The sequence below is a fragment of the Acinetobacter pecorum genome (assembly GCF_014837015.1).
In the GTDB taxonomy this organism is placed as follows: domain Bacteria; phylum Pseudomonadota; class Gammaproteobacteria; order Pseudomonadales; family Moraxellaceae; genus Acinetobacter; species Acinetobacter pecorum.
The window spans coordinates 13948-28850 of record NZ_JACSPT010000021.1 but is presented as its reverse complement, the minus strand read 5'-3'; the positions used below and the strand labels follow the sequence as shown (position 1 = coordinate 28850).

Below are 14903 nucleotides of genomic sequence, written 5' to 3'. Positions count from 1 at the left end.
ATTTTTTTCGCTTACATCTTGATAAGGCTTGCTCGCGCAAAATACCGCAAAGTGGCGTAGATTAAAGCAAGTAAATAAAAGGGAGTTCTCCCATGCAACTGAATCATTACCTCAATTTCCAAGGTCAGGCTGAAGCAGCCTTTAACTTTTATAAATCAGTTTTTGGAGGCGAATTTTCAAGTCTGAGTCGTTATAGTGAAATGCCAACTGAAGAAGGTATCACACTGCCGGAAGCGGATAAAAATAAAATCCTGCATATCTCACTTCCCATTAACGAATTTACAGAACTGATGGCATCTGATACGAATGATCAATTTTGTACGTAAACCAATACCGTGTTCACGCAAGGTAATAACCACTATATTTCCATTAACTTAGACGCCAGCGAACAAGCTGAAGCACAACGACTCTTTGATGCTTTATCGGTGAATGGTCAAATTGAGATGCCGCTAGAAAAGACCTTTTGGGGCGCACTTTATGCTGCCTTTAGCGATCAGTTTGGAATTCACTGGATGATCAACTGTCAACTTGAAGAAAGTTGAGTATCTTAATCAAGACATAAAAAAGCCGGACTCAATCCGGCTTTTTACAGCAGCATAATTTAAATTATGCACCTGTTTGATAATGTGCCTGTGCAACCGCAGTCGATGCCTGATACGGATTTTTGAAATCATTCAAACCGGCAGCAGCTTCCTGAATATCTTTACCTTCTTTAATCACGAAAGTGTCGAAACCAGAACGCTTCATGTAGTTCAACACATCTTTGAATACATCCCCAGTAGCACGCAGTTCGCCCTGAAAACCCTGGCGACGAAGAAGTGCTGCAAATGAATAACCACGGCCATCATTAAAACCGGCAAACTCGATAAAGATTGCGTCTAGCTGGTCCAGTGGAAATTCATGGTTTTCAGGAGAAGCATCGACAGTTAAGTACAATGCTTTTTTACCTGATACATTGCCAATCTGGTCTAACTGGTCCACAGTCAGAACCACATCACCCTGTGGCAAAACACCATCTTCACCAATCAATTGATAGGTATTGTCTGCAATCGTGCCATCTTTAGAGAGCACTTGAAGTGCGGTATTAAGCATATGCACGCTCCTTGAATGGTTGAATGCCGACACGGCGATAAGTATCAATAAACTCTTCACCATCCTGACGCAGGTCAAGATAAGTATTCAGAATTTCTTCTACAATATCCGGCACGACTTCGGCTGCAAATGATGGGCCAAGAATATCACCAATTGAAGCATCATGATCGGCATTTCCACCAAGCGTAATCTGGTAGAATTCTGCACCTTTTTTATCTACACCTAGAATACCAATATTACCAACGTGGTGATGACCACAGGCATTCATACAACCTGAAATATTCAGATCCAGTTTGCCTAAATTGTAAATTGTATCCAGATCATCAAAACGGCGTGAAATCGCTTCCGAAATTGGAATAGATTTGGCATTGGCCAATGAACAGAAGTCACCGCCCGGGCAGCAAATGATGTCAGTCAAGAAACCGATATGCGCACGTGCCAAGTTGTTTTGGTCAAGGGTTTGCCATACAGCGAACAAATCTTTTTGCGGTACATCAACTAGAGAAATGTTTTGCTCATGCGTGGTACGCAGCTCACCGAAAGTGTACTTGTCTGCAAGGTCTGCAATCAGGTTCATTTCTTCAGTGCTCACATCACCCGGTGCAATTCCGGCACGTTTCAGTGAAATCGTCACAATACGATACCCTTTCACTTTATGGGCATTGGTATTGATGTTGAACCACTGTTTGAATTTCGGATATTGCGCGAACAATTCAGTGAAATCTTCATCTGCATAATCTTGGTAATCGAATGGCGTGAAGTTCTCATCCATTTTTGCCAAGGTGTCTGCATCAATTTTCAGTGTTTTAACCGTATGCGCAAATTCAGCTTCAACTTTCTCGGCAAATACTGCTGGTGTTAAGGCTTTTACCAGAATCTTGATCCGCGCTTTATATTTGTTGTCGCGACGGCCATGCAAGTTATACACACGAAGTACTGCTTCCAAATAAGCAATCAGGTCTTCTCGTGGCAAGAACTCACGGATAAAGCTACCAATCACTGGCGTACGGCCGAGACCACCACCCACTTTGATTTTATAGCCCATTTCGCCTGCTTCATTACGCACGATATATACACCAATATCGTGGAATGCAGTGGCTGCACGGTCAATCTCTTCCAGCGCAGAAACTGCGATCTTGAATTTACGTGGCAAGAAAGCAAATTCCGGGTGGAAAGTTGACCATTGACGGATCAATTCACAGGTCGGACGCGGATCGGCAATTTCACCGGCAACCACACCTGCATACTGGTCCGTCGTGGTATTACGGATACAGTTCCCTGAGGTCTGGATCGCATGCATTTGCACCGTCGCCAGTTCAGCCAGCATATCCGGCACATTTTCCAGTGCAGGCCAGTTAAACTGGATATTTTGGCGGGTCGAAATATGCGCGTAGCCACGGTCATATTCTTTTGCCAAATCAGCCACTTTACGAAGTTGTTTTGAATTCATCAAACCATATGGCACGGCAATACGTAACATTGGCGCATAACGCTGTACGTACAAACCATTTTGCAGACGAAGCGGACGATACTCATCTTCAGTGAGTTTACCGGCTAAATAACGTTCCGTCTGGTCTCGGAACTGTGCAACACGTTCATTAATCAGTTGCTGATCAAAATCAGTATATAAATACATGGCGTACAGCTAGTAGTTTCTATTATATCGCCGGCAAGGATAGCGAGATTGAACCTATCAATAAAATGCTTTTTATACATATTTCATAGCGGTTTTATTGATAAGCCTGTCAAACTTTCACGGATCTCTGTATTTACAGCATTGGATTAAATTTAAAGTAATAATGATGAAAATCTTCAATCATTATTACTTATTTTCATATAGGAAAAATTTCCTCTCATTTCATTAATCATCTTATTAACACGTTAAAAATATTACCACTTTTGACTTTCTCCCAATTGCTGTCCTACAAATTCATAGCGTATCGTTGAACGTGAAAATTTAATCGGGCAAGCCAGTTGTGCTTCAGTTTGCTGACTGCGGGCTTTAAGTGGCACCTGTACCACCCAGCCTCGCTGCTGGGCCAGATCAGAATGTAACGCTTCTTCAAGTTTGAGTACTGGTTCGACGCAGACATCCAGCGCGGCAAACTGTGTTTGCCATTCAGATAAAGGCTTGGTCTTGATTTTATTTTGAATCGCCTGCTTCACCTCGGCACGATCTTCTTCAGCAAAAGAGTTGCCCTTTTCCAGAATAATTGGCAGCTCTAAGGCCTGTGCCAGCCCCTGCATAAATTGTGGCTCCAAACTACCAATTGACAGATAACGGCCATCCTGGGTTTCATAATAGTCGTAAAAAGTCCCGCCATTCAGATAGCCCGACTCAGGTCGTTGATGCTGATTGCCAGCCAGACTGGCAGATGCGGCCAGATTATTCATCGTCACCACGCAATCGGTCATGGATATATCAATATATTGCCCTTTGCCACTTTGCTGACGTTCAATTACGGCAGCCAAAACTGCAATTACAGCATGCATGGAACCACCTGCAACATCGGCAACCTGAATTCCCAGGGCGGGTGGACCATTTTCAGTCCGGCCACTGTGTCCGGCAATTCCGGACAAAGCCAGATAGTTAATATCGTGGCCTGCCTTATCTTTATATGTGCCAGTTTGGCCATAACCGGTAATGGAACAGTAAATCAGTTTCGGATTAATTTCACTTAAGGTTTGATAGTCTAGCCCTAGACGTTGCATCACACCGGGGCGAAATTGCTCAATCACAATGTCATAATCTGCAATCCTGGATTTGACCAATTCGATATTTGCAGGATCTTTCAGATCCAGAGCAACCGATTGCTTGTTACGGTTCAGATAACTCTGTGAGGTGGCCTGCCCATTGGCAAAAGGTGGCATTAACCGGAGCAGGTCCGGTCGAGTTGGTGATTCAATATGCACAACTTCTGCACCTAAATCAGCAAGATATAAAGTGGCAAACGGGCCGGGCAAAAGTGTAGAAAAGTCTAGGATTTTCAATCCTTTTAATGCATATGACATTGGAGTATTTGCTCTACTTCTATTGCTTTTTTTAGCATCATAAGAATATAAATGCACAAAAACAATGTCATGTTCAGCCATTTACCTTGATAGTTTCGGCAATCTAATATGTAAGAAAATGGCAAAGGTATTCTTGTAAATTGCCATTGCTTTATTATTTTTTGTCATTTAGGTCAATTATTAGTGAACATTAAAGAGACTGAAGGATTAAACATGAGTCGTGATACGATCAGTATCCATTTCGTCAACGCAGCTCTATCTGGCGTTAAACGTCTGGGCATGGATGTCGATACTTTATTGTCTCACGTCGGGATTGAAGCAGAACTGCTGCATCAGCCCAAAGCGCGTATTTCACCTGAACAATATACCCGCTTTATAAAAATGTTGTGGATGGTGACTCAGGACGAGCATGTCGGTTTTGATAAACAGCAACGCCGTCTGGGTACGTTTGCGATCATGTGCCAGCTGATTATTCATGCCAAAACCCTCGGTGATGCACTGGAACTTTCTTCCCAGTTCTACAAACTCTTCGGTGATGACTGGTCGGTGACCCTGGAACGTGACAAGCATGAAGCACGTCTGGTGCCATTGATTCCAAATGCAATGGATCCGGATCACTTTATTACCGAAAGTATGCTAATGATCTGGCATGGCCTTGCTTCCTGGCTTATTGAGCGTCGTGTACCGCTGGAACGCGTACACTTTAGCTATCCGCGTCCAGCCCATGCTGATGAATATGATGCTTTATTCTTTGCACCAGTGATGCAGTTTGACATGCCACGCACCGAAATTACCTTTGCTGCGGACTATCTGGATCTGCCCGTTCGCCAGAATGAAGAAACTCTGGAAGAGTTTTTGAAAGCAGCACCGGCCCAACTGCTGGTGAAATTCAAAAATACCAATTCACTGACCTCCAGAATCCGTGATGTGCTGAAGAGCCAGATTGGTGAAGAAATGCCAACCTTGAATGATGTGGCATCGATGTTATATCTATCACCGCAAACCTTGCGTCGTCGTCTGGCAGCCGAAGGCAAAAGCTATCAAGGTGTGAAAGATGCATTGCGTCGTGATGCCGCAATTCACCTGTTACTTAACCCTGATCTTACCCTTGAAGATGTCGCACAACAGGTCGGTTTCAGTGAAACCAGTACCTTCCACCGTGCTTTCAAAAAATGGACAGGTGTGACTCCGGGTCTGTATCGTCAATTACACGGTTATCATTAAGCTGATACTACCGAACCGTCAAAAATTAAAATCGTTTCTCTCCGCCTAAGCTCCCTAGCTTAGGCTTTTTTTATGGTTAAAATTGGCTAAATCGCTCAAATGATCTGGCCCGTTCTCGTCATTGCACTTCAAAAATTAAGTATTACACTCGAGTCATTAGAATAAATTTCATCAAATCAATAAAAGGGACAAGCTATGAGCGAGGCATATATTATTGACGCCATTCGTACCCCACGTGGAAAAGGCAAAAAAGATGGATCTTTATATCAGGTAAAACCCATTTCCTTATTGACTGGCTTACTCAACGAACTTCAGGCGCGTCATCAGTTTGATACCGCAAAAGTGGATGATATCGTGCTCGGTTGTGTTACCCCGATTGGTGATCAGGGTGCCGATATTGCCAAAACGGCTGCCATCGCTGCCGGCTGGGACAATGATGTAGCGGGTGTGCAAATTAACCGTTTTTGTGCGTCCGGTCTGGAAGCTGTCAATCTGGCCGCACAAAAAGTCCGTTCTGGCTGGGAAGATCTGGTTGTTGCAGGTGGAGTCGAATCCATGTCCCGCGTGCCGATGGGTTCAGACGGCGGGCCCTGGGCACTGGATCCTGAGACCAATATGGCCTGTGACTTTATTCCACAAGGTATTGGTGCAGATTTGATTGCTACCATTGACGGTTATAGCCGTGCAGATGTGGATCAGTTTGCCGAACAATCACAAAAGAAAGCAGCTGCCGCTCAAGCCAATGGTTATTTCAACGCCTCTGTTATTCCAGTAAAAGACAAAGCTGGTGTAGTAATTCTGGACAAAGACGAATTTATCAAACCGACAACGACTGCAGAAGGCCTGGGCAAACTCAATCCAAGTTTCGCCACTATGGGGCAAATGGGCTTTGATGCAATTGCCCTGCAAAAATATCCTGAAGTCGGTGCTGTCAATCATGTGCATCATGCCGGGAATTCTTCAGGCATTGTCGATGGCGCGGCTGTGGTTTTATTGGCCTCGGAACAAGCAGTAAAAGAACAAGGTCTGAAGCCACGTGCCAAAGTACTGGCGACGGCACTGGTCGGTGCAGATCCGACCATTATGCTGACCGGCCCTGCCCCGGCTGCTCGTAAGGCCTTGGCGAAAGCCGGTTTAACAATTGATGATATTGACCTGTTTGAAGTCAATGAAGCCTTTGCTGCCGTGGTGATGCGCTTTATCAATGAGATGAAGGTTGATCCTGCCAAGGTGAATGTTAACGGGGGCGCAATTGCCATGGGACATCCACTCGGTGCGACTGGTGCGATGATTTTAGGGACATTACTGGACGAGTTAGAACGCCAGGGCAAAAAACGTGGACTAGCCACACTTTGCGTGGGTGGCGGTATGGGCATCGCAACTATTATTGAACTGGTATAAGGAGAAAAATAATGAGCGCAATTCAATATCAAAAAAATAAAGATAATATTGTCATTCTGACCTTTGATTCTCCAAACCAGTCTGCCAATACCATGAATGCCGACTTTCGCACGGCACTGGATGAAGTCGTTGCCCAGTTACAAGCAGATGAAGATATTGCCGGGATTATTTTCCGTTCAACGAAAAAAACTTTCTTTGCTGGTGGTGATCTGGACGAACTGATTCAAGCTACTCCTGAACATGCAACTGAATTCTTCAATATGATTGAAGAGATGAAAGCCAAACTACGCTATATCGAAACTCGCGGTATTCCTGTGGTTGCTGCACTGAATGGTACGGCGCTTGGCGGTGGTTGGGAAATTGCCTTGTGTGCCCATCATCGTATTGCCCTGAATGACCCTAAAAGCAAATTTGGCCTGCCTGAAGTCACATTGGGTTTATTACCAGGTGGCGGTGGTATCGTCCGTAGCGTCCGCCTGCTCGGTCTGCAAAATGCCCTTCCTTTATTGATGGAAGGCAAACAGTTTGGAGTCGATAAAGCCGTATCTCTTGGCTTAATTCATGATGTCGCAGACAGTACCGATGAATTGCTGGAAAAGGCCATTGCCTGGATCAAAGCCAATCCAAAATCTCAGCAGCCATTCGATGCAAAAGGCTATAAAATTCCGGGTGGTAGCCCTTCGACACCAGCAGTTGCCCAAATGCTGGCAATTGCTCCGGCGATGCTACGCGATAAAACCAAAGGCTGCTACCCTGCACCTGAAGCAATCATGTCGGCTGCGGTAGAAGGTGCACAGGTCGATGTCGATACAGCCCTGACCATTGAATCACGTTACTTTACTTATCTTGCCATCGGTCAAATTTCTAAAAATATGATTGGTACCTTCTGGCATGGCCTGAATGCAAACAAGTCCGGCGCCAGTCGCCCTCAAGGTATTGAAAGGTGGAAAGCCACTAAAGTCGGTATTCTAGGTGCTGGTATGATGGGGGCTGGGATCGCCTATGCGACTGTCAGCACAGGCATTCCTGTGGTATTAAAAGATATTTCAATCGAAGCGGCTGAAAAAGGCAAAGCCTATAGCCAGAAACTGCTGGATAAAAAAGTCGCTCAGGGGCGTTTATCAGCCGAGAAACGAGATCAGGTTTTAAGCCTGATTCAAACAACTGCATCTAATACAGATCTAGCCGGTTGTGACCTGATCATTGAAGCAGTTTTTGAAAATCCCGCACTCAAGGCTCAAGTTACACAAGAGGCAGAACAATATCTTGCCAGCAACGGCGTAATGGCTTCGAATACCTCGACCCTGCCGATTACAGAGTTAGCCCAGGCTTCAAAAAATGATCAGAACTTTATCGGCCTGCATTTCTTCAGTCCGGTCGATAAAATGCAGCTGGTGGAAATTATCAAAGGTAAAAATACCTCGGCAGAAACGCTGGCCAAAGCTTTCGACTTCGTGCAGCAAATTGGCAAATTACCGATTGTGGTGAATGACAGCCGTGGTTTCTTTACCAGCCGCGTGTTTGGTACCTTTGTACAGGAAGGTTTACGCCTGCTGGCAGAAGGTGTACATCCAGCGCGAATTGAAATGGCTGCACTCAAAGCCGGTATGCCAGTGGGCCCGTTGGCGATTCAGGATGAAGTGTCATTGACCTTGTCTGAACATGTAGCCAATGAAAGATACAAAGCTTTAGAAGCACAAGGTCAGACCATCACTAAATCACCTGCGGATGACGTGATTCACAGCATGATTCACGAATTTAACCGTAAAGGTAAGGTTGCAGGCGCAGGTTTTTATGATTATCCGGCCGATGCCAAAAAGCAGCTCTGGTCTGGTCTCAGCCACTGGAAAAAAGACAACGATATTTCTGAACAGGAAATGATTGACCGCTTCCTGTTTGTACAGGCACTAGATACCGTACGCTGTCTGGAAGAAGGTGTCCTGGAATCCGTGGTCGATGCCAATGTGGGTTCCATTTTTGGTATTGGCTTTGCCGCCTGGACGGGCGGTGCAGTACAATTCTTGAATCAGTATGGTCTGGCCAGAGCTGTGACCCGTGCCAAAGTACTTGAAAATAAATATGGCGAACGCTTCAAAGCTCCACAGCTCCTCAAAGATCGCGCAGCACACACCCAGCCGATTCAATAATTTGAGCACTTAAATAAAAGAGGAACGTGTTTCCTCTTTTTTTATCTTTCAGATTTGCTTCAAGCACGGAACAGCGTTATGTGATGACAGATTTTGATCTGCTTTTTGATTAATTTATGTTATAAAGTTACATAAGTTTGGTATCCACGTGGGTAAGACCTATGACTGATCACAGTTCACCTGAAAAATCTCCTTGGGGTTGGAAAGCACTTATTATCTTCTGTATTTTAGGTGGATTATTCATGCTTATTTTTTGGCTTGCAGTAAGTAATGAACCGGATTACATGCCAAGCCAGCAAAATAAACAGAACACTCAGCAACACGCTTTTAAAAATGCACCGACGATGTCTCCAGAAGCCATTGCCAAAGCGCAAGCGGATCGTGAAGCACGTGAAGCTGCCAATGTGGCTCCTACAGATACGACAGCCACTGAGCATCATATGTCAGCTGAAGAACATGCCAACATGGATAATGCCGAGCACAGCTCAAATCCAGCACATGGCCACTGATCCAGATTCAGGCTATGCATAAAAAAGCGAGGTCAATGCCTCGCTTTTTTATATTTGAATGGCTGAAAATTAAAGCTTTAAATACATATTAATATGTGGAATGCCACAATCCAGATATTCCTCGCCTTGAACTTCGAACCCGAATGCTTGATAGAAGCCAATGGCATGCACTTGCGAAGACAGCTTGACCAACTCGCGCTGCTCTGCACGCGCATAGTCAATCACGGCCTGCATCAGGCGCTGACCAACACCTAAACCGCGTGCTGTGGTTAGGACCGCAACCCGACCGATACTGCTATTTGACAATAAGCGTGCTGTAGCAATCGCCTGATCCTGCTGAAAAACAATGAAATGTACAGCAACCGCATCTTCAGCATCCCACTCATCTTCAGCTGCAATATGCTGTTCTTGAATAAACACAGCTTCACGAATCACTTTGGCATGCACTGCCAAATCCTTCCAGCTCCCGGAAATTATTTTAAGTTCTGGGCTACTTAGCATTTAGAGCCAATTCCCTGCTGATCCCACTGATCATTGAGCAACAATTCCAGTGAATGTTTCTGGATTCCATACATCTCTTTTAAGGCCTGAATTTGTGCCAGAATCTCCTGATCAGGTTGTTGATAGTCTTTGCGTTTTGTCGCCAGAATCATTTTATTTTTACTGGTATGTTCCAGCGCCACAAATTCAAATACCTTGGTTTCATAACCATAAGCTTTGAGCAGTAAAGCACGTATGGTATCAGTCAGCATTTCGGCCTGCTGTCCCGCATGAATACCGAATTGCAACATCGGACTCAGGACTTTGGGTGCTTGTAACTGTGGACGTAATTCCTTATGACAACATGGCGCACACATGATCATCTGTGCATTCAGGCGAATCCCGCTATGAATCGCGAAATCTGTTGCTACATCACAGGCATGCAAGGCAATCATCACATCCAGGCGTTCTGGCGCATAAGTACGTACATCCCCCTGGAAAAAGTCCAGCTGCTCAAAGCCGGAGTGTTGCGCGACACTCTGGCAGAACTCGACCATTTTTGGATTAAGCTCTACCCCCGTGACATACGGCGTTTGACCATATTTTTGCATATAGTCATATAAAGCACAGGTCAGATAGCCTTTACCCGAACCAAAATCTACTACACGCAGGCCTTCAGCCTGTGGCTTGATCTGCGTCAGCGCGCCTGAGAAAATTTCCACAAATTTGTTAATCTGTTTCCATTTGCGCGCCATGCTCGGAATGATTTGCCCTTTTTGATCGGTAATGCCAAGATGCTGGAGAAAAATACTGTCCTGATCCACGAAACGCTGTTTCATCCGGTCATGAATTTGTTCAGCGGGCTTTGCCTGAGTAGCAGATCCTGTATGTTTGTTGCGTGTCAACATGGCTTTTTTCTTGTTTTTTTTCAGCTGTAATTCTTCATCTACTGTCATCAGATTGGCCTGCTTGCAACATGCTAGCAATGTAGTCACCTGCGATAACGCTTCTTCCAAAGGATAGTTTTTAGTGACATCCTGCGTCTTGTAGCGATACAGGCAGCTCAATACCCGTTGTTCATTTAATGTAATGACTCGCCAGGTCATTTTCTCTAAATCCTGCAGCTCACCCTTATACTGGCTTAAGATCAGACGATCAAACTGATTCCTTTCAACAGTTTGCTGAAATGTATCCAGGAATTGCTGTTCCTGGTCCGAGAGAGTTGCCAATGTTGACATAGATAAAACCTGAAATGAATTGCATATTAAGTTTAAATCTTCTTAACCTAAAAGCAAAATTGAATTACTATACAAGTGTATATTTGAAGAAAGAATGACAATGATGCAGAATGCTCCACTGGTTCCAGATTATGATCAGAATGAGGAACGGATTAACTATGTCAGTCATGGTATAGGTGCCGGACTCTCCGTTGTTGCCGGTATTCTTTTAATTATTAAAGGTTCTTATCTAAGTACCGGACAATGGATTGGGCTTTGGGTCTATGCGCTCAGCATGATTTTGCTGTTTTCTGCTTCCATGCTTTACCATATGGCCACCACAGCAGACCGTCGTTATTTTTACAAAAAAGTCGATCATACCGCGATTTATTATTTGATTGCCGGAACCTATACCCCGTTTCTGTCAATCGCCATTCCCACCCCTAAAGCCCATTATTTATTGATTGCGCTGTGGGTGATTGCCATCCTTGGTACACTTTTCAAGTTCGTTTTCATTCATCGTTTCCAGAAACTTTCTTTGGCTGCTTATCTGGCCATGGGCTGGCTGGCACTGCTGGTCATGGATGATATGCAGCAATATCTAAGTGCTCAATCTTTAACCTTTCTCATCATTGGCGGATTGGCTTATACCGTGGGTGCATTGTTTTACGCTTTAAAAAGAGTAAGATATACCCACGCTATCTGGCACATATTTGTATTGATAGGCGCAGGATCACATTTTCTGGCTATCTATCTTTACGTGATTTAATCATCTCCTTTTTCATTTCAGTGACCCTGAGCGAGTTTAAGCGAGAAGATTGCAGTTGTTTTTTTAAAAAATTACGCCTTTTTTAAAAAGATTACGCTTTTAAAACTAAGTTTTTTTATTTTTAGTAAGTGTAAGGTTTTCCATGGCGTCGTCTAATTCTGCTGCTCAGCCAGCACAAAATTCAAAATTTCGCGTTTTAACAGCGAGCTTGGTAGGTACCACAATCGAGTTCTTCGATTTTTATATTTATGCCACCGCTGCTGTTATTATTTTCCCGTATCTGTTCTTCCCTGCAAGTACAGATCCGATGACCGCAACCATTCAGTCTCTTGCGACTTTTGCCATTGCCTTTATTGCCCGCCCTATTGGTGCTGCATTATTTGGTCATTTAGGTGACCGGATCGGACGAAAAGCGACATTGGTCGCGGCTTTGCTGACCATGGGGATTTCAACCGTTGCGATTGGCTTGCTGCCAACTTATGCACAAATCGGGATTGCTGCGCCACTGCTGCTGGCACTGTGCCGTTTAGGTCAGGGCTTGGGTCTGGGTGGTGAATGGTCAGGTGCAGTACTGCTTGCCACCGAAAATGCACCTGAAGGTAAGCGTGCCTGGTATGGCATGTTCCCGCAACTGGGTGCCCCAATCGGCTTTATTCTGGCGACAGGTTCCTTCCTGACGCTTGGCGCTTTCATGTCTGAAGCTGACTTTATGGCGTGGGGCTGGCGTATTCCGTTTATCTCAAGTGCCTTGTTGGTAATTATGGGTTTATGGATCCGTTTAAAACTGCATGAAACGCCTGCTTTCCAGAAAGTGCTGGATAAACAACAAGAAGTGAATGTTCCTTTTGTTCAGGTATTCAAAAAGCATTCCCGCATGCTGGTTCTGGGTACGATTGCCGCAATCTGTACCTTTGTCGTGTTCTACCTGACTACGGTATTTGCGCTGCAATGGGGAACCAAACAACTTGGTTATTCTCGTGAAGCATTCCTGCAATTGCAGTTAGTTGCAACCCTGTGTTTTGCTGCATTCATCCCGCTTTCAGCAGTATTGGCAGAGAAATTTGGCCGTAAGACTACTTCGATTGCGGTATGTGTCGTTTCTGCGATCTTCGGTATTTTCTTTGCAGATATGCTTGAATCTGGCAGTACCCTGGTGGTGTTCCTGTTTTTGTGTATTGGTCTGTCAATCATGGGCTTAACCTATGGGCCTATCGGTACCGTATTATCTGAAATCTTCCCGACTTCAGTCCGCTATACCGGTTCTGCATTGACTTTTAACCTGGCAGGTATCTTCGGTGCATCATTTGCTCCGTTAATCGCCACCAAACTGGCGACTACTTATGGTTTGTCTGCAGTCGGTTACTACCTGACCGCAGCATCGATCCTGTCCCTAGTCGCGTTTCTGATGATTCGTGAAACCAAGAATGATGATGTAAATAACCAGATCTAAGATTTTAGATGGATGAAAAGCCAGCATTCGATGCTGGCTTTTTTATGATTTCACAACAAAACTCTGCTACTTATCTCGTTAAATTTGCTCAACAATCAAATGGACTCAATTCAAAAAATGAGGCACGGGTATGCAAGATTTCATCGAATCCTTATCACAGGAACAGCTGGTCAATATCATTATTTTACTGGAAGATGATAAGAAAAAAGAAGCTGTTGGCTATATCACCGGGAATACCCCTTTAGATGAAGTTCAGGCGCTGCAAGTAATTGAAGAGATTGTGCGTGAACACGACATCGTCATGAAACATGAAAGTACCGGCCCACGTTTTAGTGATGATGCTGATGATATTGACCTGGTCACGCCTCCCTTGGAAATTCCCAATCATCCTAGTTTGAGTGCACCTACAGAAGCTGAAATCACTGCACAACAATTACGTGAAAATGTACCGCCCCGAAAAATCGAAAAGAAAATCTGGATAATAGCAACAGTCGCTGTCATCTTGCTGATTCTGATCTGGCTGATCAGTTAATCCTGCACAGAAGGCGAACTGACTTTAAATCAGTTCGATAATATCAATGGTAGGTGGTACCCGGAAGCGAAAAGGTACACCAACCAGCCCCGTTCCAACTGTCACGAACACATCTGCATGTTCATGACGGTACATGCCTTTCTTATGTCCTAAAATGGACACTCTTTTCATCACATAATCGGTCAGCCAAGGCAGCTCCACCTGCCCGCCATGGGTATGCCCGGACAGCATCAAAGGACGCGTTGGCAGTTTTGGAACCATATCGACCGTATCCGGGTTATGCGAAAGAATGATCCAGGGCTTGTCCTGAGGGAGATCAGGCAAACTGCGCATATCAGCTTTTCCAGCCCAGAGGTCGCCTACGCCCAAGAGACGGAACTCATCAAATTCGACAATTTGACCTTCAATATCCATGACCTGATTGACTTGCAGTGCATAATGCAACAATTCCTGAATCGGGGGGCCAGGATATTGCTCGTCATGGTTACCATTGACTGAATAGACCGGAGCGTGAATCTCTTTTAAAACTGCCAGCTCTTGAGCCAGTTTATTTTCCGGTTCGTAGGTCCAGTCGCCGGCGACCACCACCAAATCAGGCTGAATATGATTTAATTTATGTACAATTTGTCGTAACTGCCGTTCATGCCCTGAAAACAGACCGATATGCAAGTCTGCAATCAGGGCGATTTTGACCGGTTTCTGTAAACGTTTATCCGCATTGATCTGATATTGTGTCGTTTTCACTTGAATTAGATGCGGCTCAATAAAGCGTGCATAACTTAAAACCGCACTGAGTAGAAATACAAAAACAGCTTCATGTAGCGAATAATGACCCGTCCATCCAGCAAAAATACTGAAGAACACCAATGGGATTAATAAATAGGAAAGATAAAAAGCCAGTAAATGACAGAATGCTTTAAATGGGTGAATGGTCTCGGTGCGGGTTTGACTCGACCAAGCCTGATACACAGCCCAGATGGCGAGAATGGCCATGCCGAGATAACAATAAAAAAGTACGGAATTTGAATCCCACATATATTCGCCTTGTTTCAGTCAAGCAGTATATCACT

At 44.6% G+C, this 14903-nt stretch carries 13 protein-coding genes and 1 pseudogene; 8 read left to right on the top strand and 6 right to left on the bottom strand.

Annotation, left to right across the window (positions count from 1 at the left end):
* The first annotated feature begins 92 nt into the window (after positions 1-92).
* Positions 93-542: pseudogene (locus H9629_RS13345) on the top strand (VOC family protein).
* Positions 543-606: 64 nt separating this feature from the next.
* Here the strand turns inward: H9629_RS13345 and H9629_RS13340 are convergent.
* From H9629_RS13340 to H9629_RS13330, 3 genes are all read right to left on the bottom strand, one after another.
* A complete protein-coding gene (locus H9629_RS13340; RefSeq protein ID WP_004645942.1) occupies positions 607-1092 on the bottom strand; it encodes a DUF934 domain-containing protein in 486 nt (161 codons plus the stop codon).
* A complete protein-coding gene (locus H9629_RS13335; protein WP_064102529.1) occupies positions 1085-2728 on the bottom strand; it encodes a nitrite/sulfite reductase in 1644 nt (547 codons plus the stop codon). Before H9629_RS13335 ends, H9629_RS13340 begins: the two co-directional genes overlap by 8 nt.
* 254 nt (positions 2729-2982) lie before the next feature.
* Positions 2983-4104, bottom strand: a complete 1122-nt coding sequence (locus H9629_RS13330; RefSeq protein ID WP_191731269.1) for a CaiB/BaiF CoA transferase family protein — start codon at positions 4102-4104, stop codon at positions 2983-2985.
* 213 nt (positions 4105-4317) lie between these two features.
* Between H9629_RS13330 and H9629_RS13325 the strand changes: the two genes are divergently transcribed.
* The 4 genes from H9629_RS13325 (at position 4318) to H9629_RS13310 (ending at position 9385) form a co-directional block, all read left to right on the top strand.
* Positions 4318-5328, top strand: coding sequence for an AraC family transcriptional regulator (locus H9629_RS13325; RefSeq protein ID WP_064097078.1), 1011 nt, complete (start codon positions 4318-4320; stop codon positions 5326-5328).
* Between the two features lie 195 nt (positions 5329-5523).
* The gene (locus tag H9629_RS13320; protein ID WP_191731268.1) at positions 5524-6729 is read left to right on the top strand and encodes an acetyl-CoA C-acetyltransferase; all 1206 of its coding nucleotides are present in this window, start codon (positions 5524-5526) and stop codon (positions 6727-6729) included.
* Between the two features lie 11 nt (positions 6730-6740).
* The gene (locus H9629_RS13315) at positions 6741-8876 is read left to right on the top strand and encodes a 3-hydroxyacyl-CoA dehydrogenase NAD-binding domain-containing protein (RefSeq protein ID WP_191731267.1); all 2136 of its coding nucleotides are present in this window, start codon (positions 6741-6743) and stop codon (positions 8874-8876) included.
* Positions 8877-9037: 161 nt separating this feature from the next.
* Positions 9038-9385 carry a hypothetical protein gene (locus H9629_RS13310; protein WP_064102532.1) on the top strand — a complete coding sequence of 116 codons (348 nt, stop codon included), beginning with the start codon at positions 9038-9040 and terminating at the stop codon, positions 9383-9385.
* 69 nt (positions 9386-9454) lie between these two features.
* Here the strand turns inward: H9629_RS13310 and H9629_RS13305 are convergent, their stop codons facing one another.
* Both H9629_RS13305 and H9629_RS13300 read right to left on the bottom strand, forming a co-directional pair.
* Positions 9455-9886 (bottom strand): GNAT family N-acetyltransferase, encoded by a 432-nt coding sequence (locus tag H9629_RS13305; protein ID WP_064102533.1) that lies wholly within the window; start codon positions 9884-9886, stop codon positions 9455-9457.
* The gene (locus tag H9629_RS13300) at positions 9880-11103 is read right to left on the bottom strand and encodes a class I SAM-dependent methyltransferase (protein WP_064102534.1); all 1224 of its coding nucleotides are present in this window, start codon (positions 11101-11103) and stop codon (positions 9880-9882) included. The genes H9629_RS13305 and H9629_RS13300 overlap by 7 nt, the downstream gene beginning before the upstream one ends.
* Before the next feature lie 103 nt (positions 11104-11206).
* Here H9629_RS13300 and trhA point away from each other — a divergent pair, with 103 nt between their 5' ends.
* The 3 genes from trhA to H9629_RS13285 all read left to right on the top strand — a co-directional run bounded on the left by trhA (position 11207) and on the right by H9629_RS13285 (position 13833).
* Positions 11207-11851: a PAQR family membrane homeostasis protein TrhA gene (trhA, locus tag H9629_RS13295; protein WP_081406389.1), complete on the top strand. Its 645-nt coding sequence runs from the start codon at positions 11207-11209 to the stop codon at positions 11849-11851.
* Between the two features lie 142 nt (positions 11852-11993).
* Positions 11994-13301 carry an MFS transporter gene (locus tag H9629_RS13290; RefSeq protein WP_191731266.1) on the top strand — a complete coding sequence of 436 codons (1308 nt, stop codon included), beginning with the start codon at positions 11994-11996 and terminating at the stop codon, positions 13299-13301.
* 130 nt (positions 13302-13431) lie between these two features.
* Positions 13432-13833 (top strand): hypothetical protein, encoded by a 402-nt coding sequence (locus H9629_RS13285; protein ID WP_064097070.1) that lies wholly within the window; start codon positions 13432-13434, stop codon positions 13831-13833.
* Between the two features lie 24 nt (positions 13834-13857).
* On the opposite strand, the gene H9629_RS13280 is transcribed toward H9629_RS13285, so the two are convergent.
* Entirely contained in the window at positions 13858-14868 is a 1011-nt protein-coding gene (locus H9629_RS13280) for a metallophosphoesterase (RefSeq protein WP_064097069.1), read from the bottom strand.
* Positions 14869-14903: the final 35 nt, after the last annotated feature.